Raw genomic sequence first — 20,262 nt, 5'->3', positions numbered from 1 at the left:
ATGGTCAAACGCACAATCGGCGGCAGCGCAAAGATAATGGTGACCACCACGCCGGGCACATTCCCGATGCCAAACAGCATGACAATCGGCACCAGATAGACAAACGCCGGAGTGGTTTGCATGGCGTCGAGCAATGGGCGCACCACTTTTGCCGCACGCTCACTGCGCGCCAGCCAGATGCCGAGCGGCAGACCAAGCAGCATGCAAAAGAACAGGGCGGTTAATACCAGTGCCAGCGTGACCATGGCCTGTGGCCAGGCACCGATAGCTCCGATGGCAACCAGCGATATCAGCGTTGCCGCCCCCATACCCAGTGATGACATCTGCCAGGCGATAAGGGAGAACACCAAAATGGCGACCGGGGCTGGCATGCCTAACAGCGCCTGCTGGAAACCATTGAGAATGATGTCAACCGGCACGCGAATGCCTTGAAACAGCGGACGGAAATGCAGCACCAGCCAATCGATCCCTCCGGTGACCCAATGATCCAACGGAATCAACGTATCTTTGAACGGATCTAACAGTGAAAAGTGCTCCTGAGCCGGTGCTGGGGCGCTGTTCAGCCAATCAGCGCCAGACTGGGCGGCATCCTGAGCGGGTGCACCCCACGCATCCGCGCTGTTGGTGGCAGTGTCACCCGAAGCCGAAGCACTTTGTGCTGCCGATGACCAAGGATCGCCATTGCTGCTGGTGGCTGCCTGTTCGGCAGCATTGACCGGTGTTTGCGTGGTGTCCCACGGATGGGTTGCGTTAGTCATTGTTGCTGCCCTCCTTGTCTAATGCCTGTAACAGCATGCCCTTGGAAATAATGCCGATATATTCACTGTTCTCACCGATGACCGGTACGGCGCAGGGGGCCTGAGCAACCTGTGAAATCAGTTCGTTGAGTGACATATCTGCGGGCACCGGGGCAGGGTCGGACAGTAAAGCCTGTTCCAGCGGTTGTTGCGCGTGCAGTGCTTTTTTCAGCGAATCGATAGACACGACGCCGATAAATTTTTTCCCTTTTTCCAGCACGTAGCCATATTCACGGTCATCGTCCTGTAGGATCTTAAGCGCCGAGCGCGGCCCAACGCCTGGCGTTTTGCGGATCAAAGTAACGGGACGACGGCGTGCAATATCCTTCGCACTGAACACGTGGCTGATATCCACGCCGCGGAAGAAGGTTCGCACATAGTCATTGGCCGGGTTATTGAGAATTTCATCCGGCGTACCGACCTGGATCACTTCACCACCGTGCATGATGGCGATGCGATCGCCGATGCGCATGGCTTCGTCCAGATCGTGTGAAATAAACACGATGGTACGCTGGTGGCGCGATTGCAGTTTCACCAACTCATCTTGCATTTCCGTGCGGATCAGCGGATCGAGCGCTGAAAACGCTTCATCCATCAGCAGGATATCGGGATCGTTTGCCAGTGCACGTGCCAGACCGACGCGTTGACGCATCCCGCCGGAAAGCTCATCTGGGTAAGTGTTGGCATAGGCTTCAAGACCCACCTGTTGCAGAGCTTCGAGCGCTTTCTGTTCGCGCTGTGCTTTATCGACGCCCGCCAACTCCATGCCAAACGCGGTGTTAGCCAACACGCTCAGGTGCGGCATCAAGGCGAATGACTGGAACACCATGCTGATTTTTTTGCGGCGCAGGGCGCGCAGTTCCGTGTCTGATACCTCGGCGATGTTTTCGCCGTCGATCAGTACCTGACCGCGAGTCGGTTCAATCAGACGATTGAGAAGGCGTACCAGTGTGGATTTACCCGAGCCGGATAATCCCATGATGACGAATATCTCGCCTTCTTCAATGGCCAGATTGGCGTCTTTCACGCCGACAGTGAGACCGGTTTTTTCAAAGATCTGATCTTTGTTTAGCCCTTTGTCTATCAGTTTGAATGCCCTGTCAGGGTGCTCGCCAAATATTTTATAGAGATGCTTTACTTCGAGTTTTATTGCCATGAAATGATAAAATTCCTCTGTGATTTATCGTTCTATATTTCGGTCCTGATGAAGGTGAAAACACGCCATACCCTACCATACTCAGATTCTGAGGCAACCCTTGTGGCCGAGAATGATGCTATGGGGATATTCATTTTCATGTTGCTGTATAGTCCATTTTTGTTTATTTTTCACAGTCTGATTTAAATATTGTTTATTGATATTTTGTATTATTTTTTATTTTAATATCAATGTCATGTGTTTTTTAAAATTCTATATTTTAAATGGTTTTGTCGTTTAGGTGTGTTGTGGGTAATAATGGGGTTGAATGACGTTGTGATTTTTTTTGAAATTACTTATGCCATTGCAGTGATAAAGGTGATTTATATCGCTATTTGGTGGTGGATATTTTCGGATTACACTGAAAATGATTGCCCCATAGAATGGGGGAGAATGATACTGTCAAGGCTTTATATTTACCCGTGACAGGCATTGAAATAGAGGATGCCCACAGGCATCCCCTACAAGGCTATTTCACCTTCTTTACGGGCAGGAAATGGCGCTGACCACGCCGGATTGTTCCAGTGCCCAGGCGGCACGCAGACAAATATCTTCCCGCCAGGGGGCGGCAATAAGTTGCACGCCAATCGGCAGTCCTTTTTTGGTCATCAACGGCACGGTGACGACGGGAAGCCCGACAAACGAAATAGGCTGAGTCAACATGCCCATACTGGCGCGTACGGGCAGATCGGTGTGGTTGATTCGCATCGTTTCCTGCCCGATAAGGGTGGCGCAGCACGGTGTCGCCGGGGCAATCAGCAGATCCACGTGTTCAAACAGCGGCAATACCTGACGGCGAAAGGCGTCACGAAAGCGCTGAGCCTGTAGATACCAGGCAGAAGGTAGCATGGCTCCCGCCGTCAGGCGTTCACGTGAGTGCGGCTCAAATTTTTCAGGTGCGTGACGCAGAGCGGAGAGATAACGGTTGCCCCCTTCGCTGGCAGAGAGAATAAAGGCGGCGGTGCGAGCCAGTTCGGCCTGGGCGAGGGTCCTTTCTTCGTTGGCCGCCAGCGCGTGTGCAACACGTTGCACGGCATCGCGCGCATCATCATCGCAGGCTTCACGAAAGTAACCGGAAAGCACGGCGCTGCGCAGGCCATGAGCGCCTTGCTGCAAGCGGGAAGCCGTCGAAAGGTGCGGCTGTGAACGCTGAAAACGATCGTCACTATCAATGCCTTGTAAGGCATCGAACACTTGGGCCAAATCCTCCGAGCGGCGCGCCAGTGGGCCGATATGATCGAGGCTGGCAACAAACGGGTGGCTACCTTCACGAGATAACCGGCCAAATGTTGGCTTCAAGCCAAAAATGCCGCACAGCGACGCGGGCACCCGAATCGATCCATTGGTATCACTGCCCAGTGAAAAGTGCACCAGCCCCGCGCCGACCGCGGCGGCGGAACCACCTGAGGACCCCCCCGCGATACGGGTTGGATCGAGTGGGTGGTGAGTCGGGCCGTAGTGGCTGTTTTCGGTGGTGAAGCCGTAGGCGTATGCATCCATATTCAGCATGCCGGAAAGCAGAGCACCGCTGGCGCTTAACTGGCGTAGCGCAAAGGCGTCGCGCTTGGCGGGGGGATGGTCGGCAAACAGCTGTGCGCCTGCCAGCGTGGTTTCGCCGGCAACGTCAAACAGGTTCTTTACCGCATAAGGTACGCCCGCCAGCGGTGGTAAAACCTCACCGCGCAGGCGTCTCGCATCCAGCGCATCGGCCTCTTGTTGCATACGTTGGCCCGTTATCTGGGTATAGGCATTTAACGTTGGGTGCCGCTGCGCGATGGCATCCAGCGTAATGTCAGCGATCTCACGGGCGGCAAGCTCCCCACGTTGCAGATGTTGTTGCAGTTGGGTGATGGATAACGCGGTGAGTTCCGCCATCGACAACGGGAGCGTCATAATTGATACACCCCCGCGATCTCTTCCTGCATCTCCAGCGGATAGTCCATCAGCGGCTGCGCCATCTCTGCGATGCGCTGTAACTGGAGCAGCACCGCGTCATGGCGCTCTGGCGGGAGTGGCAGATTCAGCAGGGTTTCCATCTGTTGCAGATAAGCGCTTAGGGTTTCAGGGGCATGAGAGGTCATCGGTTCTCCTGTTGTTTCACGATGCAGACGTGTTAGCGTGAAACGTGTGTTGCAAGAGTTGTTCCAGAATGGTTGCGACACTGAGAGGGCAGACGTTTTTTCCTATTGTATGTCGGTGATGGGCTTGTGGTAGTGTGATTGCAACGAAAGTTGCAGTGACGCAGAGATAACGGAATCACCATGACACAAATTGATGAGCGGCTACGCAGTCGTTACAGCACTCTCTCTGGGCAGGAACAGCGCATTGCCGATTTTATCTTTACCCATTTCGACGATGTGATTGGCTATAACAGCGCCGAACTGGCGCGGCTGAGCGGCGTGTCGAAAGCGACAGTCAGTCGCTTATTCAAACGGTTGGGGTATGCCAGCTACCGTGATGTGCGTGAAGAGCTAAGAACCCTGCGCCAAAGCGGGATGCCGTTGGCCGAGAGCCGTGATGCGGTTCAGGGCAATACGCTGCTGGCACGCCACTATAAACAGGAAATGGCGAACCTGGCGCAGTGGATCAACCGGGTCGATCCAGCGCAGTTTGGTGCCATTATTGATGCGTTGCTGCGGGCCCGACAGGTCGCGATCATCGGTCTGCGCAATAGCTATCCGGTGGCGCTTCATCTGCGCCAGCAATTGATGCAGGTGCGTGCGCAGGTGGCGCTGTTGGCCCAACCGGGGCAGACGCTGTCGGAAGAGATTGCTGACCTGGAACCACAGGATGTCGCGGTTGTTGTGGCGTTTCGTCGCCGCCCGCGCGTTATCCAGCCGTTACTGGCACAGTTGCAGGCGCGTCAGATACCCGTTGTACTGATCTGTGAACCGCAGGCCAACGGCTTATTTCCCTTTGCTACCTGGTCATTGTGTCTGCCGCTGGACAGCGTTTCCGCCTTTGATAGCTACAGTGCAGCCATGAGTCTGGCTGGCTTGCTCAGCAATGCGTTACTGCATGAAATGTTGCAGCAAGGTCGTCAACGTATTCATCAGATAGCCGATCTTTATACCCACCTGGATGAATTAGAGCAGCGCTAAGCGCGCGCCAAAAGAGTGCTTTTGCACTTTTTTAGTGCTCACGCTGCGCTGCATTTTTGCGTGTTTTACGCGCTGTTAGCTCGTTTCCCCCCTTGCTATGCCTGATTATCACGTTTTTTAAGACTGGCATGCCCTTTGCTTAATCTGTGAAACGATAGTTTCACTTATCGCTTATTAAGAACTTTTGGTTTCATCTGACTCTCAACCAGGAGATACGCAATGGGCATCAAAAAACACCTTATCGCGCTGGCTGGCGCACTGCTGTTAGTGGCACAAGCGGGCAACGCGGTTGCCGATCAGCTTCAGGATATTGAACAGCGTGGCGTGTTACGCGTTGCAGTACCGCAAGACTTTCCACCGTTTGGTTCAGTCGGTACTGACCTGCAACCACAAGGCTATGACATCGACGTCGCCCGCTATCTGGCGCAAGAGATGAAACTAAAGTTGCAACTGGTGCCGGTGACCAGCGCTAACCGTGTGCCTTATCTGCAAACCAATAAAGTGGATCTGGTGATCTCCAGTCTGGGTAAAAACGCCGAACGTGAAAAAGTGATCGATTTCAGCCGTGCCTATGCGCCGTTCTTTCTCGGGGTGTTTGGTCCGCAGGCCGGTACGGTGAGCGATGCGCAGCAGCTGGCAGACAAAAGCGTCGGGGTAACGCGTGGTGCCGTAGAGGACATGGTACTGAGTGAAATCGCACCGAAAGCGGCGCAGATCAAACGCTATGAGGATAACAACACCACGCTGTCGGCGTATCTGTCCGGGCAGGTGGAGTATATCGCGACCGGTAACCTGGTGGTGGCTGCCATTGCGGCACAAAACCCCGCCAAGGCTCCGGTTGCCAAATTTATGCTGAAAGACTCACCGTGCTATATCGGCATCAAGAAAGGGGAAACAACGCTGCAAGCCAAAGTCGATGCGCTGATTGCCCAGGCGTTGGCGGATAACACCCTGAATGCGCTCTCTGAAAAGTGGCTCAAAGCGCCATTGCCCGCCAGCCTGCTGACTGAATAACCGGGTGCCTAAGGGAGAGATGCCATGACCTATCAACTGAATTTTGCCGCGCTGTGGCCTTACTGGCCCGAACTGCTCGCGGGGCTGTGGGTGACGGTCCAGTTGACGGCCATGGCGACCTTTGGCGGTATTGCCATCGGCATCTGTGGCGCGGCATTACGCAGTGGTCGCCCTTCGCTGCCAAGCCGCCTGTGGGGGCTATACGTTGAGCTGATCCGCAATACACCGTTTGTTGTGCAGCTGTTTTTCATCGTTTTTGGCCTGCCAACGCTCGGCTGGAAACTGACGGCGGGTGAAGCCGCACTGCTGGCGATGTTGATTAACCTGGGAGCCTACAGCACGGAAATTATCCGCGCGGGCATTCAGGTTACGCCGAAAGGGCAGTGGGAAGCCGCGCGCGTGCTGGGGCTGACACGCATGCAAACCTTTGTTCGCGTTATCTTGCCTCCGGCTATGCAGCGTATTTATCCGGCGCTGGTCAGCCAGTGCATTATCGTGATGCTCGGTTCATCCGTGGTATCGCAGGTTTCTTATGAAGAGCTGACCTTTGCCGCCAACCTGATTCAATCGCGCACCTTTCTCAGCTTTGAGGTGTATCTGGTTACCACGCTGTTTTATCTGGCGCTGTCGTTGTTGATGCGGCAATTGCTGATGATGGCGGGCCGCCGTTTACTCGGGAGAACGCACGGATGATGAACTTTACCGATTGGGATATCGTGCGCAACCTGCTGCTGGCGGCGCGTTGGACACTGCTGCTCTCGCTGACGGCTTTTTTCGGCGGCGCGCTGGTGACATTGCCGCTACTGTTGGTGCGGCTAAGCCAGCGCCGTTGGGCGGTACGTTTTACGCATTTCTATGCCGGTGTGTTTCAAGGAACGCCGCTGTTGATGCAGCTGTTCCTGGCCTTTTTTGGCCTTGGCCTGTTTGGCATTGATGTCAGTCCCTGGACCGCTGCGGCACTGGCGCTGACGCTGTTTACCAGCGCATTTCTGGTGGATATCTGGCACGGCAGCATCGTGGCCTTGCCAAAGGGGCAGTGGGAAGCGTCACGCTGTCTCGGGCTGAGCTTTGGTCAAACGCTGTGTCGGGTGGTCGCGCCGCAGGCCATGCGCATTGCCATCGCACCCACGGTGGGGTTTTCGGTGCAGGTGATCAAAGGGACGGCGTTGGCATCGATCATCGGTTTTATCGAATTGACCAAAGCGGGCACCATGCTGAACAACGTCACCTATCAACCTTTCAAGGTCTTTGGCCTGGTCGCTCTGGGCTACTTCCTGATGTGTTATCCGCTGTCCTATTACAGCCGCTATCTGGAGAAGAAATTCAATGCCGCTCATCACCATTAATCAGGTGCAGAAATACTACGGGCAGAACCACGTCCTGAAAGGCGTCGATCTGGATATCGATATGGGCGAGGTCATTTCCATCATCGGGCGCAGTGGCTCGGGAAAAAGCACGTTGTTGCGCTGCATTAACGGCCTGGAGGGCTATCAGGAAGGGAGCATCAAGCTCGGCGGCGTAACCGTGACCAACCGTGATTCGCAAGCGCGTGAAATCAGCCGTTCAGTGGGCATGGTGTTTCAGAACTTTAACCTGTTCCCGCACATGAGCGCGCTGGAAAACGTGATGCTGGCACCCCGTTTAGTGCTGAAAAAAAGCGAAGCGGAGAGCCGTGCGTTGGGAGAGCAGATGCTGGCGAAAGTCGGTTTAAGCGAACGTCTGCACTACTCACCCGCCAACCTGTCTGGCGGTCAGCAGCAGCGTGTGGCGATTGCCCGTGCGCTGGCGATGAACCCCAAAGTGCTGCTGTGCGACGAAATTACCTCGGCGCTCGATCCTGAACTGGTGGGCGAAGTGCTGAAAGTGCTGGAGCAACTGGCGGCAGAAGGTATGACGCTGATTTTGGTCACACACGAAATGAATTTTGCCCGGGAAGTGGGCGATCGGGTGGTGTTTATGCATGAAGGCACCGTGTGGGAACAGGGGGACAGCCGAGCGCTGTTCGCTAACCCGCAGACCCCCGAACTCAAACAGTTTATTGCGTCGGTGCGTGGTTTGACGGAGGCCTAAGTCCCGTCGCTTGCAACGAACGTTTCTGCTTTTTTTTGGAGTTGTGCATGATGAATAACGAATTATACGCGCAGATCAATCCGCCTCACCGTTTATTGATGGGACCCGGCCCGATCAATGCGGATCCCCGTGTACTGCGTGCCATGGCATGTCAGTTAATTGGTCAATACGATCCGGCCATGACGGAATACATGAACCAAACCATGGCGCTTTATCGTCAGCTGTTCCGCACAGAAAACCGTTGGACCATGCTGGTGGATGGTACATCGCGCGCGGGTATCGAGGCCATTTTGCTCTCGGCGATCCGCCCCGGCGATCGGGTTCTGGTGCCGGTGTTTGGGCGTTTCGGGCATCTGTTATGTGAAATTGCGCGCCGCTGCCGCGCCGATGTTCACACCATCGAAGTGCCTTGGGGAGAAGTCTTTACCGCGGATAAGATTGAATATGCCATCCAACGGTTGCGCCCGCGAGCCCTACTGACGGTGCAAGGTGATACCTCCACCACCATGTTGCAGCCGCTGGCCGAACTCGGCGATATCTGCCGTCGTCATGATGTGCTGTTTTATACCGATGCCACGGCGTCTTTCGGTGGCAACGTGCTGGAGACGGACGCTTGGGGATTGGACGCGGTTTCTGCCGGTTTGCAGAAGTGTCTGGGTGGCCCCTCAGGCAGCGCGCCGATTACCCTCAGTCCGAAGATGGAAGCGGCCATACGCCGTCGTCGCTGCGTGGAGCAGGGGATTCGCACGGCTGAACATCGCGACGGCGAAGAAGAGATGATCTACTCCAACTATTTCGATCTCGGCATGGTGATGGACTATTGGGGGCCTGAGCGCCTGAACCACCATACTGAAGCCACCAGCATGCTGTTCGCTGCACGGGAGTGTGCCCGAGTGATGCTCGAAGAGGGGTTGGATAAGGGCATCGCACGCCATGCACTGCACGGTGAGGCGCTGGTCGCCGGTCTGGAAGGCATGGGGTTGCGTATTTACGGTGATAAGCAACACAAAATGAATAACGTGACCGGTGTGGTTATCCCTGAGGGCATACAGGGTGAGCAAATCCGCCAGTGCTTGCTGAATGATTTTGCCATTGAAATCGGCACTTCATTTGGTCCGCTACAGGGGAAAATCTGGCGCATCGGTACTATGGGGTATAACGCCCGCAAAGATTGTGTGATGCAAACCCTGAGCGCGCTGGAAGCGGTGCTCAACCGCCACGGTTTCCGCACGGTGCAGGGCGCGGGATTGCAAGCAGCATGGGACCGTTATGACGCCAGCGCCGGAGTGGCGCAATGAGTTCGCCGTGGTTATCGCGCTTTACGGCGCAATCGGCCGCTGAGCGGGTCATGTGGCGCTGCGATACCCTGGCAGAGATCAGTGAAGATACCGATCAACTGACGCGGGTTTACCTGTCGCCGCAGCATTTGCGTGCCAATACCTGCGTGGGGGAATGGATGCGGGAAGCGGGAATGCAGGTGTGGCAGGATGCGGTCGGCAATATCTGCGGTCGCTATGAAGGCAATCTGCCCGATGCGCCGGCGGTATTGTTAGGTTCGCACCTTGATACGGTGCGTAATGCCGGACGCTACGATGGCATGCTGGGCGTGTTGGCGTCCATTGAGGTGGTGCGCTTTCTGCATCAACAGCAGATTCGCTTGCCGGTAGCGTTGGAAATTGTGGGATTTGGTGACGAAGAGGGAACGCGTTTTGGTATCACGCTGCTGGGCAGCCGAGGGTTGACCGGTACCTGGCCTAAAAACTGGCTATCCTGCCAGGATGCGCAAGGTGTGAGCGTATCACAAGCGTTGTCGCAGGCAGGGTTATGCCCGGAGGGGATCGGACGTGCGGCGCGTGTGCCACAAAGCATTGTCGCCTATCTGGAAATGCATATTGAGCAAGGCCCCTGTCTGGAACACGATAACGCCGCATTGGGCGTGGTGACAGCGATCAACGGTGCACGCCGGTTAAACTGTGTGTTTCAGGGAACGGCGGGTCACGCCGGTACGGTGCCGATGACGCAACGTCAGGATGCGCTGGCGGCAGCGGCACAGTGGATGGTTCTGGTTGAGCAACTGACACGCGAGCAGGCGTCCGGTTTGGTGGCAACCATCGGTACGTTGCAATGTGCCCCGGGGGCCGCGAATGTGATACCGGGTGAGGTGCGTTTAACGCTGGACGTACGCGGGCCGGAGGAGAAAGCACTGGCTGCGTTGCTGGCACATTTATTGTCTCATGGCGAGCTGGTTGCGCAGGTGCGTGGCTGTCGCTTTGAGGCTGAAGAGTATTACCGCATTGCCCCAACGCGGTGTGATGAGGGACTACAGCGGTTGCTGTGTGAAGCGGTTACTCAGGTACAAGGGCGTGCTCCCGCTTTGCCGAGCGGTGCCGGACACGATGCGATTGCGATAGCAGAGCGCTGGCCGGTCGGCATGCTGTTTGTGCGCTGCAAAGGGGGGATTAGCCACCACCCGGATGAGTCTGTCACCACGGTGGACGTGGCGCAGGCGCTCCGCGCATGGCTGGGGGTGGTACTCAATTTCGCTAAGGAATAGTGTTTTTTTTGATATATCGGCAACGTACCTTTGTTCAATTTTGTTTGGTCGTGATTCTTTTGGTGTTCTCCCGCGTCGAATGCTGCTGAGGAAAGGGGAGATGCCAGGATGAGCAGCATGGATGCTGCGAAAGCGCTCGCCGCGTCGGGAACGCGTCGAGCGCGGTCCGTCCGGCGGCGACCGTTTCCGAAGGCACCGCGCAGCGGCAGTATTCCGCAAAAAGCCCGGGGGCACGGGGTGGGGGCGACTGCACACCCCGTGTCGGGCGCGTGCCACGCGGGTGGCAGAGATACAGTGACGCTTTCGCGCACGAAACCTAACGCGGACATGGCATACATGTGATGCCTCGTTTCATCTAAACAGCATAACGGCCTGTGCCGTCTCACTGACTACAGTGTGAACCTATCCGCATCCCGCCATGCCGGAAATGCTTCACGGTAGCTTTGCAGTGCTTCCAGCGACAGTTCTGCGCTGATTTGCGCAGGCTGGTTCTCTGGCGCACGCGCGACGATCTCGCCCAGCGGGTTGATTATCTGGCTGTCACCCTGATAGCTGTGATCGTTGCCATCCGTGCCGACACGGTTGCACCCTGCCACATAGGCCTGATTTTCAATGGCGCGTGCCGCGAGCAGCGTACGCCAATGGTGGGCACGCGGGGCGGGCCAGTTTGCCACGTACAGCGCCAGATCGTAATCCTGACGGTTGCGTGACCACACCGGGAAACGCAGGTCATAGCAAATCTGCGGCAATATCCGCCAGCCACGCCATTCGATAATCAGGCGTTCATGTCCGGCTTCAAAATGGTGATGCTCGTTGGCCATGCGAAACAGGTGGCGTTTGTCATAGTGGTAAACGTCGCCCAACGGTGAAACCAGTACAAAGCGGTTGACTGCACCTTTGGGTGTGGCAACCGCAATGCTGCCGCCGATGAGCGCATTGGTCTCTTTGGCCCACTCTTGCAGCCAGGTTTCTACCACCGATTGTGACAGCCCTTTGCCTGCGGCATTCATGGCGAATCCGGTGGTAAACATTTCTGGCAGCACGATAAGATCGCTGCCGCGCACCGTTTCCAACTCGGCATCGAAATGGCTCAGGTTGGCTGGCCCATCAAGCCATACCAAAGGCTGTTGTAGTAGCGTGATCGTTAAAGTCGACATAAGCGTTCCGCCGCTGCTTGCAAGGTAGATTCCTGTTTAGCAAAGCATAGTCGAATCAATTTGTGCGGGAAGGGATCGGCGCAGAAAACCGAAAGCGGGATCGCCGCCACGCCGGCGTGTTCCGTTAGCCAGCGACAGAAAGTAACATCATCAAGATCAGAAATGGCACTGTAATCCGCCAGCAGGAAGTACGTTCCTTCACAGGGCAGCACGTCAAAACGGCTGGCGGAGAGCGCATTGACCAGAAAATCACGGCGTGCACGATAGAATTCCGGCAGTTCCTGCCAGTGCTCTGGCGCATGGCGCAGCATATCGGCAATGGCTAATTGCGCCGGCGTATTGACGGAGAAGGTGAGGTACTGGTGTACCTTGCGAATTTCTGCACTGATGGCCTCAGGGGCAATGCAATAACCCACTTTCCAACCGGTCATGTGGTAGGTCTTACCGAAGGAAGAGACCGCGATAGCGCGTTGGCGCAGTTCGCTGTGGCGCAGAACGCTGGCGTGCCCTTCCGGTGCAAAGCAGATGTGTTCATAGACTTCATCGCTCAACACGTAGATTTCGTGGTTGGCAATCGCCTGCCACAACTGCTCGAAATCGCTTTGATGCCACACGGTGGCAGACGGATTGTGTGGTGTGTTGAGGATCACCAGACGAGTGCGGGCGCTTAACAGCGCGCGAAACGCCGCCCAGTCCACGTTAAACAGCGGTGGCTGTAGCGCAACGCGTTTCACCACGCCGCCCGCCAGCTCAATAGCCGGCGCATAGCTGTCATAGCTGGGATCAAAACAGATAACTTCATCGCCGGGCCGCACCAGCGCAGCGATGGTGGCAAACAGCGCTTCGGTGGCCCCGGCTGTGACCGTGATTTCGTTGTCGGCATCAGGCTGCCAGCCATACTGTGCCGCGGTTTTTTCGGCAATCGCGCTGCGCAACGGTGCCGCTCCGGTCATCGGCGCATACTGGTTCGCCCCTTGGGCAACGTGATAGGCCAGACGCTGTTGCAGGTAATCTGGTCCGCTGAAATCCGGGAACCCCTGTGACAAGTTGATCGCCTGATACTGCTGGGCCAGCGCGCTCATTTGGGTAAAGATGGTGGTGCCCAATGCGGGCAGTTTGCTGTCGGGAAAAAGTGCGGCACTCATGGTAGAAATGAACTCCTGCAAACCTGCTGTATTGCGAGCCAATATAACACGATGCTTCGGGAAAAAGTGCGGCACTCATGGTAGAAATGAACTCCTGCAAACCTGCTGTATTGCGAGCCAATATAACACGATGCTAGTATTTGGCAATCAAGACGCATGGACGTTTAAACGGCTAAATTCCATTGGCGTCTAACCTATAACAAAACGTACTAACCACAGTGATAAACGCTGTGGTGAAGAGCACACCTGCACAGGATGAACGATGAGTGAAAACCCAGAACTGGCGGCGTTAGTCGCGGCCTGTCATTGGATTGGGCAAAAAGGGTGGTGTCCGGCAACCGGCGGCAATATGTCGGTGCGTCTGGATGCAGACCGTTGCCTGATCTCCGAATCCGGTAAGGACAAGGGCAGTTTGCATCAGGATGATTTTTTGCTGGTGAATATTGCCGATAACCATGTTCCCAGCGGGCGCACGCCGTCGGCTGAAACCGGCCTGCACACGTTACTCTATCGTCGCTTTGCGCCAGTCGGGGCGGTGTTGCATACCCATTCCGTGAACGCAACCGTGCTCTCCCGCGTAGAAAAAAGCGATGCATTGGTGCTGGAAGGGTATGAGATGCAGAAATCTCTGCAAGGGCAGCATACCCACCTTGACCGCGTTGCCATTCCCATTTTTGCCAACGATCAGGATATTCCCGCACTGGCAGCACGCGTCGCGGCATACGCGGATACCCAGACGCTGCGCTACGGTTTTCTCGTGCGTGGTCATGGGCTTTACTGCTGGGGAGAGGATGTCGCGCAGGCTCGCCGTCATCTGGAAGGGCTCGAGTTTCTGTTTCAGTGTGAACTGCAACGCCGTTTGCTGGAGGTAAAATGATCAAGGCCATCGTGACGGATATTGAAGGCACCACCAGCGATATCCGTTTTGTGCATAACATCCTGTTCCCCTACGCGCGCGCGCGTTTAGCGGAGACGGTGGCGCAGGCTGACACTCAGCCCGAGATAGCCGAAACGCTGGCGCTGTTGCGTGAAGAGATCGGTCAGCCGCAGGCGCAAGCCTCCACCTTGCTGGACGCGCTGCATCAATTTATGGAGCAGGATCGCAAATCAACAGCATTGAAACGTCTGCAAGGGATTATCTGGCGCAACGGCTATCTCAACGGTGATTTCCGTGGTCATGTGTATGACGACGTTGCGCCGCAACTGCGCAGGTGGCATGAGCAAGGGATCGCGCTCTACGTCTACTCATCGGGGTCGGTGGAAGCACAGCAACTGCTGTTCGGTTATAGCGATGCCGGGGACTTACGCCCGTTGTTTAGTGGCTACTTTGACACTCGCGTCGGTGCCAAGCGAGAAGCGCGTTCATACCATCATATTGCCCAGGCCATTGGACTACCCGGTGAGCAGTTGCTGTTTTTGTCTGACATTCATCAAGAGTTGGACGCGGCCGCCGAGGCTGGTTGGCAAACGTGCCAGTTGATTCGTGATGAGGCGGATGTGGAAAGCTTTCATCGTCAGGTGGCGCGTTTCGACCAAATTGACCCATCCCAGGCCACCAGCGCCGTTTAAGGAGTTTTGCCATGAGTGCATTAACCATTTTTAACGACAATGACGCCAGCCAACCGGTATGGGACAGCCGCGAGGCGGACGCTATCCAAACGGCGCTTGCCGCGATAGGCGTTCGGTTTGAACGCTGGCAGGCCGATCGCACGCTGAGCGCTGCTCCGACAGCGGAAGAAGTGCTGGCGGCGTATCAGCATGAAATTGATAAGCTGGTGGCAGAGAAAGGTTACCAAAGCTGGGATGTGATCAGTCTGCGTGCCGACAATCCGCAGAAAGACGCATTGCGCACCAAATTTCTGTCTGAGCATACACACAGCGAAGATGAGGTGCGCTTCTTTGTTGAAGGTGCCGGGCTATTCTGCCTGCACCTGAACGGCAAGATTTATCAGATATTGTGTGAGAAGAACGATCTGTTGTCGGTACCTGCGGGCACCGCGCACTGGTTCGATATGGGTTCCGAGCCGCATTTTACCGCGATTCGCCTGTTCGATAATCCAGACGGTTGGGTGGCGCACTTTACCGGTGATGCCATTGCCGATGCTTATCCGAAGCTGGCATAGTCATGCCGATTTTGCCTCCAGCCGTTGGCTGGAGGCAAGGGTTTAGCGCAATGCCTGAGCGAAGATCCCTGCTTGCACCTGTTCGGGTGTTATCACGCCGCTATCCAGCACCCAGCCGCTAATCAGTGAAGCGGGTGTGACATCAAAAGCAGGGTTATAAACCTGCGCATCTTGTGGTGCCCACTGGCAAGCGCCAAAACTGCCCGCCACGCCGGTCACCTCGGTGGCGGCGCGCTGCTCAATGGGGATCGCCTTGCCATCTAGGCAGGCCGCATCGTGCGTCGTGTGCGGTGCGGCGACATAGAACGGAATACCATGATAATGGGCTAGCACGGCCAGGCTGTAAGTGCCAATTTTGTTGGCAATATCACCGTTTGCGGCAATGCGATCGGCGCCGACCCAGACGGCATCGACTTGACCCTGTGCCATCAGGGTGGCGGCCATCGAATCACAAATCAAACGATAGGGGATGTTCAATTCCCCCAACTCCCAGGCGGTCAGCCGCCCCCCTTGTAATAAGGGGCGTGTTTCATCCACCCAGACCTGTTCCACGTGTCCTTGGCGGTGCGCATGGTGAATCACCCCGATGGCGGTGCCGACGCCCGCGGTGGCTAATCCACCGGTATTGCAGTGGGTAAGCAGACGACTGCCGGGTTTGACCAATGTGGCCCCGTGCTGAGCAATCTGTTCACACAGGGCGCGATCCTCTTCGATCAGACGCAAGGCTTCCTGCACCAGTGCAGGAACAGGCTGAGGCTGCGCCAGTGCCTGTTTCATACGATCCAGATTGTTCATCAGATTCACGGCAGTAGGGCGCGCGGCACGCAGGGTTTCCAGTGCTTGCTCAAGCGCAGTTACTGGCATGCCATTTTCCGCCAGCAGCGCTAACAGCACGCTGGCGGAAAGTCCGATCAGCGGTGCGCCACGCACCCGCAGAGTACGAATATGCTCAACCAGCGCTGCCACATCCGGACTGGGGTGCCATACCGTTTCCTGGGGTAAAGCCTGTTGGTCGAGGATCCAAAGTTGGTTATTCGTCACCTTAAGACTCAGTGTGTTAAAGCTCTGCATGGGTCGTTAAATTCCTGTTGCGTATTGCGTTGATTTTCTTATTCTGCCAATATGAAAAACAGAAGTATAGACGTCCAAACGCTTTTATGTCTAAAACTGGACGGCAGATAGCGAATTAATCGATAGTCGAGTCATAAGAAGAGGTGGTGATGTCCCTGTATCGTACCTTTAGCGCGGCAGATGCCGTTGAATATGCCCGTCAATTTGGTGCGGTGCCGGACCCGCAGACGCTGGTGGCCGCCGATGAAATTGGTGATGGCAACCTCAATCTGGTGTTTAAAATCCGCGATACGCAGGGCGTGAGCCGTGTCATTGTCAAACAGGCGTTGCCTTATGTGCGTTGCGTTGGGGAATCCTGGCCATTAACTCTCGACAGAGCGCGCATTGAAGCGGAAACCCTGCTGGTGCATGCGCACTATTGCCCGCAACACACGGTTAAGGTGCTGCATCATGATGCGGCGTTGGCGGTGATGGTACAGGAGGATCTTTCTCATCTGCATATCTGGCGGCGCGAGTTGGTGGACGGTCAGGCCTATCCGCATGCGGCGGCGCAGGTGGGAGAGTATCTGGCGCAGACGCTGTTCCACACCTCTGATTTTTACGCGCATCCCCATGAGAAAAAGGCGGCAGTTTCGCGCTTTATCAATCCTGAACTGTGTCAGATCACCGAGGATCTGTTTTTTACCGATCCCTATCGCGACCATGAACGTAACCGTTTTGATGCCGAGTTGCGTCCAACGGTGGAAGTGCTGTGGCGCGATGCCGCACTTAAGCGCGCCGTGGCGGCGCTCAAGCACCGTTTTCTGGCGAACGCCGAGGCACTGTTGCACGGTGATATTCACAGCGGTTCGATTTTCGTCGGGCCAACCACGCTGAAAGTGATTGATGCAGAATTCGGTTTCTATGGGCCCATCGGGTTTGATATCGGCACCGTGCTGGGTAACCTGCTACTGAATTTCTGCGGTCTGCCTGGGCTGCTGGCTCCCCGAGAAGCCGCGGCCGCGCGCGACAACCGTTTACAGGATATCACGGCGCTGTGGCACGCCTTTTCTGTGCGCTTTAGCGCATTGGTTCACGAAAATGGCCGCGATCCGGCACTGGTGGAATCAGGGTATGCAGAGCAGTTCCTCAAACACGTGTGGCAGGATACGCTGGGTTATGCCGGTACGGAGTTGATTCGGCGCGCGATAGGTTTCTCGCACGTTGCCGATTTGGCAAGCATCGCAGAATCGCAGGCGCGCCACGCTTGCCAGCGTCACGCCGTTGAATTAGGTAAAACGTTGATTTTGACTGCGAGTGATATTCCCGATGTTGCTGCGCTATTGGCGCGGGTGCGGCAGAGCGGGGCGTAACCTTAACGTGAAGACGCTAAACCGGTATAGAAACGGTTGCCGGTTTAGCGCTGTTTTATTTTTGGGCTGATAACGTCACAACAACATGTTTATCCAGACTCAAATATTGATGGATGCTTGCCGCAATATTAAAAATCTCAATAATGCTCGCTGATCCTGACGGCAACATGTCCCCTAAATACCGGGCTACCACCGTAGCCCGGCACACCATCATGCTACCGCGACAGATTTTTTCGTGGTTGGTTTAGCCTGTGGTGCCTGAGCAGCCAGTGCCTCAGGCGCAAAATCATCCACGTTGATGGCGCGCAATCGGCTCGCTTCGGCTCGGATCAATATCTGTGCTTCTTCTGCGGTGATATCGCCTTCTGCCAAGGCTTGTTCCGCTAACCGATCGAGTCGCATAAACGGCAAGGATTTACCCAGCGCTTTCGACAGCCGCTGGTGGATCGGTTCGGCAGCCATCACATCCTGCAACGACTGTTCCAGCAGGCCCACCGGGTTGTGCTCACTGGCCGTCAGGTATTGGCCACGTCCTAACCGGCTGCGCGTGGCGCTTGGCGTTTGCAGCAGCTTGGCGACTTGATGATCCAGACGATCGCTCGGCGCCGGGCTGACCTGACCCAGCGGGAATAGTGCGATGCGCATGATGGTCGCCACCGCCCGGTTCGGGAAGTTGCGCAGCAGATCGTTCAAGGCCACTTCTGCCTGGTGCAGGCTATCTTGCACCCCCCAGTGCACCAGCGGCAGGTCAGCCTGCTGGCGGCCCTCATCGTCAAAGCGTTTCAGCGTCGCCGAGGCGAGATAAAGTTGGCTCAACACATCACCCAACCGAGCGGAGATACGTTCCCGACGTTTCAAATCGCCGCCCAGCACCGCCATCGACACATCCGCCAGCAGCGCCAGGTTGGCACTCAGGCGATTCATCCGCTGGTAGTAGTGACGGGTGGCATCTTTGGTCGGTGCATGACTCAAATGCCCATTGCTGAGCCCCAGCCACAGACTACGAGCCAGATTGCTGCCGACATGCCCGATATGACCAAACAGTGCACGATCGAAGCGCGTCAGGTTGCCATCCTGTGCTGCCTCCATCTCTTTGAGCACATAGGGATGGCAGCGAATCGCGCCCTGCCCAAAGATAATCATACTGCGCGTCAGGATGTTCGCTCCTTCCACGGTGATCGCAATGGGGGAGCCCTGATAGCTGCGCGCCACGAAGTTGGAAGGGCCAAGACAGATACCTTTACCGCCGGTGATGTCCATGGCATCCAGCGCGGCGCGCTGGCCGCGATGAGTACAGTGATACTTCACGATGGCGGAGAGCACCGCTGGTTTGGCACCTTGCATGATGCCTACGGTCACCAGCGTCGCGGCGGCATCCATCACGTAGGTGTTGCCTGCGATACGCGCCAGCGGTTCTTCAATCCCTTCCATTTTACCGATGGAAATTTTGAACTGGCGGCGCAGGTGCGCATACGCCCCGGTTGCCAGCGCAATGGATTTCATGCCGCCCGTCGAGTTGGACGGCAGTGTAATACCGCGCCCCACTGACAGGCATTCCATCAGCATGCGCCAGCCCTGACCGGCCATTTTGGGTCCACCGATAATGTAATCGAGCGGAACGAAAATGTTTTCCCCTTGCGTCGGACCGTTTTGGAACGGCACGTTAAGCGGGAAGTGGCGGCGACCAATCTGCACGCCGGGCGTGTTGGTCGGGATCAGCGCACAGGTAATACCGATATCGTCTTCTTCGCCCAGCAGGTGATCGGGATCGTGCAGCTTGAATGCCAGTCCAAGCACGGTGGCAATCGGTGCCAGCGTGATATAGCGTTTGTTCCAGGTTAAACGCATACCCAGCACTTGCTCGCCCTGCCATTCGCCGTAGCACACAATGCCGACATCAGGAATCGAGCCCGCATCGGAGCCCGCTTCCGGGCTGGTGAGTGCAAAGCAAGGGATTTCCTGACCACGCGCCAGACGTGGCAGGTAGTGATCTTTCTGATCGTCGGTACCGTAATGTTGCAGCAGTTCGCCGGGGCCGAGTGAGTTAGGCACACCGACGGTGATCGCCAGAATACTGGAGACACCCGCTAGTTTTTGCAGTACCTGAGACTGCGCATAGGCGGAGAATTCCAGCCCGCCGTACTGCTTTTTGATGATCATGGCGAAGAAGCGGTGCTGCTTGAGGAATGCCCACAGCTCCGGCGGCAGATCGGCCAACTCATGGGTTATCTGGAAATCATTCGCCATGCGGCATGCTTCTTCCACCGGGCCATCGAGAAATGCCTGCTCTTCTTCTGTCAATGTCGGCTGCGGGTAGTTATGCAGCATCTTCCAGTCCGGTGCACCGCGAAACAGTTCGCCTTCCCACCAGGTAGTCCCGGCGTTGATGGCCTCTTTCTCGGTGTTTGACATGGTGGGCATCACCTTCTTAAACATCCGCAGAGCCGGGGCCGACAGTGCTTTTTGGCGCAGCGCGGTCACCACTAGCGGCGTCAGCACCACCAGCAGCGGCAACAACAGCCAGAAGGACCACAGCCCACCAGCCCCCATCAATGCGAAGTAGGCCACGAGCAACGCGGCGCTGAGCGGTAGATTCACCCGATGATAAAACAGGGCTCCCACCATTATCAGCAAAACAAGAATACTGACTGCGACCATAGTTCGTCTCCAGAGTTGTCATCGG

General features: G+C 56.1%; 19 protein-coding genes. 11 read left to right on the top strand and 8 right to left on the bottom strand.

Going from position 1 to position 20,262, the window contains the following annotated elements; genetic code table 11:
* The 4 genes from J5224_RS15405 to hpxX form a co-directional block, all read right to left on the bottom strand.
* On the bottom strand, positions 1-758 hold a 758-nt coding region (locus J5224_RS15405), incomplete at its 3' end, for an ABC transporter permease subunit (protein ID WP_264626207.1).
* A complete protein-coding gene (gene proV / locus J5224_RS15400; protein ID WP_264626206.1) occupies positions 751-1,953 on the bottom strand; it encodes a glycine betaine/L-proline ABC transporter ATP-binding protein ProV in 1,203 nt (400 codons plus the stop codon). The genes J5224_RS15405 and proV, both read right to left, overlap by 8 nt.
* Positions 1,954-2,475: 522 nt before the next feature.
* Complete coding sequence (locus J5224_RS15395; protein WP_264626210.1) at positions 2,476-3,867, bottom strand: AtzE family amidohydrolase; 1,392 nt, start codon at positions 3,865-3,867, stop codon at positions 2,476-2,478.
* A 14-nt stretch (positions 3,868-3,881) separates the two neighbouring features.
* Entirely contained in the window at positions 3,882-4,073 is a 192-nt protein-coding gene (gene hpxX, locus J5224_RS15390) for an oxalurate catabolism protein HpxX (RefSeq protein WP_264626205.1), read from the bottom strand.
* A 180-nt stretch (positions 4,074-4,253) separates the two neighbouring features.
* On the opposite strand from hpxX, the gene J5224_RS15385 reads away from it, so the two are divergent.
* The 7 genes from J5224_RS15385 to hpxK all read left to right on the top strand — a co-directional run bounded on the left by J5224_RS15385 (position 4,254) and on the right by hpxK (position 10,731).
* Positions 4,254-5,093 carry a MurR/RpiR family transcriptional regulator gene (locus J5224_RS15385; RefSeq protein WP_264626204.1) on the top strand — a complete coding sequence of 280 codons (840 nt, stop codon included), beginning with the start codon at positions 4,254-4,256 and terminating at the stop codon, positions 5,091-5,093.
* Between the two features lie 219 nt (positions 5,094-5,312).
* Positions 5,313-6,107 (top strand): transporter substrate-binding domain-containing protein, encoded by a 795-nt coding sequence (locus J5224_RS15380; protein ID WP_264626203.1) that lies wholly within the window; start codon positions 5,313-5,315, stop codon positions 6,105-6,107.
* Positions 6,108-6,131: 24 nt separating this feature from the next.
* The gene (locus J5224_RS15375; RefSeq protein WP_195314011.1) at positions 6,132-6,800 is read left to right on the top strand and encodes an amino acid ABC transporter permease; all 669 of its coding nucleotides are present in this window, start codon (positions 6,132-6,134) and stop codon (positions 6,798-6,800) included.
* Positions 6,800-7,453, top strand: a complete 654-nt coding sequence (locus J5224_RS15370) for an amino acid ABC transporter permease (RefSeq protein WP_222161146.1) — start codon at positions 6,800-6,802, stop codon at positions 7,451-7,453. Before J5224_RS15375 ends, J5224_RS15370 begins: the two co-directional genes overlap by 1 nt.
* Positions 7,434-8,177, top strand: coding sequence for an amino acid ABC transporter ATP-binding protein (locus tag J5224_RS15365; RefSeq protein WP_264626202.1), 744 nt, complete (start codon positions 7,434-7,436; stop codon positions 8,175-8,177). Before J5224_RS15370 ends, J5224_RS15365 begins: the two co-directional genes overlap by 20 nt.
* Positions 8,178-8,227: 50 nt before the next feature.
* Positions 8,228-9,475 (top strand): pyridoxal-phosphate-dependent aminotransferase family protein, encoded by a 1,248-nt coding sequence (locus J5224_RS15360; protein WP_264626209.1) that lies wholly within the window; start codon positions 8,228-8,230, stop codon positions 9,473-9,475.
* Entirely contained in the window at positions 9,472-10,731 is a 1,260-nt protein-coding gene (gene hpxK, locus J5224_RS15355; protein WP_264626201.1) for an allantoate amidohydrolase, read from the top strand. The genes J5224_RS15360 and hpxK overlap by 4 nt, the downstream gene beginning before the upstream one ends.
* A 389-nt stretch (positions 10,732-11,120) precedes the next feature.
* Here hpxK and J5224_RS15350 read toward each other — a convergent pair whose 3' ends face one another.
* The gene (locus J5224_RS15350) at positions 11,121-11,888 is read right to left on the bottom strand and encodes an amidohydrolase (protein ID WP_264626200.1); all 768 of its coding nucleotides are present in this window, start codon (positions 11,886-11,888) and stop codon (positions 11,121-11,123) included.
* Complete coding sequence (locus J5224_RS15345; protein WP_264626199.1) at positions 11,876-13,033, bottom strand: pyridoxal phosphate-dependent aminotransferase; 1,158 nt, start codon at positions 13,031-13,033, stop codon at positions 11,876-11,878. Before J5224_RS15345 ends, J5224_RS15350 begins: the two co-directional genes overlap by 13 nt.
* 262 nt (positions 13,034-13,295) lie before the next feature.
* Here J5224_RS15345 and J5224_RS15340 point away from each other — a divergent pair, with 262 nt between their 5' ends.
* Genes J5224_RS15340 through J5224_RS15330 form a run of 3 tightly spaced genes read left to right on the top strand, consistent with a single transcriptional unit; the run spans position 13,296 to position 15,156 of the window.
* The gene (locus J5224_RS15340) at positions 13,296-13,910 is read left to right on the top strand and encodes a methylthioribulose 1-phosphate dehydratase (RefSeq protein ID WP_264626198.1); all 615 of its coding nucleotides are present in this window, start codon (positions 13,296-13,298) and stop codon (positions 13,908-13,910) included.
* On the top strand, positions 13,907-14,602 hold the full coding sequence (gene mtnC, locus J5224_RS15335) for an acireductone synthase (protein ID WP_264626197.1): 696 nt from the start codon (positions 13,907-13,909) through the stop codon (positions 14,600-14,602). Before J5224_RS15340 ends, mtnC begins: the two co-directional genes overlap by 4 nt.
* Before the next feature lie 11 nt (positions 14,603-14,613).
* Complete coding sequence (locus J5224_RS15330) at positions 14,614-15,156, top strand: 1,2-dihydroxy-3-keto-5-methylthiopentene dioxygenase (protein ID WP_264626196.1); 543 nt, start codon at positions 14,614-14,616, stop codon at positions 15,154-15,156.
* A gap of 42 nt (positions 15,157-15,198) precedes the next feature.
* Here J5224_RS15330 and mtnA read toward each other — a convergent pair whose 3' ends face one another.
* Positions 15,199-16,227: an S-methyl-5-thioribose-1-phosphate isomerase gene (gene mtnA, locus J5224_RS15325; RefSeq protein ID WP_264626195.1), complete on the bottom strand. Its 1,029-nt coding sequence runs from the start codon at positions 16,225-16,227 to the stop codon at positions 15,199-15,201.
* 149 nt (positions 16,228-16,376) lie between these two features.
* On the opposite strand from mtnA, the gene mtnK reads away from it, so the two are divergent.
* A complete protein-coding gene (mtnK, locus tag J5224_RS15320; protein ID WP_264626194.1) occupies positions 16,377-17,579 on the top strand; it encodes an S-methyl-5-thioribose kinase in 1,203 nt (400 codons plus the stop codon).
* A gap of 210 nt (positions 17,580-17,789) precedes the next feature.
* Here the strand turns inward: mtnK and fadE are convergent, their stop codons facing one another.
* Positions 17,790-20,237 carry an acyl-CoA dehydrogenase FadE gene (fadE, locus tag J5224_RS15315; RefSeq protein ID WP_264626193.1) on the bottom strand — a complete coding sequence of 816 codons (2,448 nt, stop codon included), beginning with the start codon at positions 20,235-20,237 and terminating at the stop codon, positions 17,790-17,792.
* Positions 20,238-20,262: the final 25 nt, after the last annotated feature.

The sequence above is a fragment of the Candidatus Symbiopectobacterium sp. NZEC135 genome, assembly GCF_025962695.1.
This window is presented reverse-complemented; position numbering and strand designations above follow the sequence as displayed.

Coding starts and splice junctions, on each gene's coding strand:
- proV (WP_264626206.1), bottom strand. CDS start 1,953: ATGGCAATAAAACTCGAAGTAAAGCATCTCTATAAAATATTTGGCGAG.
- J5224_RS15395 (WP_264626210.1), bottom strand. CDS start 3,867: ATGGCGGAACTCACCGCGTTATCCATCACCCAACTGCAACAACATCTG.
- hpxX (WP_264626205.1), bottom strand. CDS start 4,073: ATGACCTCTCATGCCCCTGAAACCCTAAGCGCTTATCTGCAACAGATG.
- J5224_RS15385 (WP_264626204.1), top strand. CDS start 4,254: ATGACACAAATTGATGAGCGGCTACGCAGTCGTTACAGCACTCTCTCT.
- J5224_RS15380 (WP_264626203.1), top strand. CDS start 5,313: ATGGGCATCAAAAAACACCTTATCGCGCTGGCTGGCGCACTGCTGTTA.
- J5224_RS15375 (WP_195314011.1), top strand. CDS start 6,132: ATGACCTATCAACTGAATTTTGCCGCGCTGTGGCCTTACTGGCCCGAA.
- J5224_RS15370 (WP_222161146.1), top strand. CDS start 6,800: ATGAACTTTACCGATTGGGATATCGTGCGCAACCTGCTGCTGGCGGCG.
- J5224_RS15365 (WP_264626202.1), top strand. CDS start 7,434: ATGCCGCTCATCACCATTAATCAGGTGCAGAAATACTACGGGCAGAAC.
- J5224_RS15360 (WP_264626209.1), top strand. CDS start 8,228: ATGAATAACGAATTATACGCGCAGATCAATCCGCCTCACCGTTTATTG.
- hpxK (WP_264626201.1), top strand. CDS start 9,472: ATGAGTTCGCCGTGGTTATCGCGCTTTACGGCGCAATCGGCCGCTGAG.
- J5224_RS15350 (WP_264626200.1), bottom strand. CDS start 11,888: ATGTCGACTTTAACGATCACGCTACTACAACAGCCTTTGGTATGGCTT.
- J5224_RS15345 (WP_264626199.1), bottom strand. CDS start 13,033: ATGAGTGCCGCACTTTTTCCCGACAGCAAACTGCCCGCATTGGGCACC.
- J5224_RS15340 (WP_264626198.1), top strand. CDS start 13,296: ATGAGTGAAAACCCAGAACTGGCGGCGTTAGTCGCGGCCTGTCATTGG.
- mtnC (WP_264626197.1), top strand. CDS start 13,907: ATGATCAAGGCCATCGTGACGGATATTGAAGGCACCACCAGCGATATC.
- J5224_RS15330 (WP_264626196.1), top strand. CDS start 14,614: ATGAGTGCATTAACCATTTTTAACGACAATGACGCCAGCCAACCGGTA.
- mtnA (WP_264626195.1), bottom strand. CDS start 16,227: ATGCAGAGCTTTAACACACTGAGTCTTAAGGTGACGAATAACCAACTT.
- mtnK (WP_264626194.1), top strand. CDS start 16,377: ATGTCCCTGTATCGTACCTTTAGCGCGGCAGATGCCGTTGAATATGCC.
- fadE (WP_264626193.1), bottom strand. CDS start 20,237: ATGGTCGCAGTCAGTATTCTTGTTTTGCTGATAATGGTGGGAGCCCTG.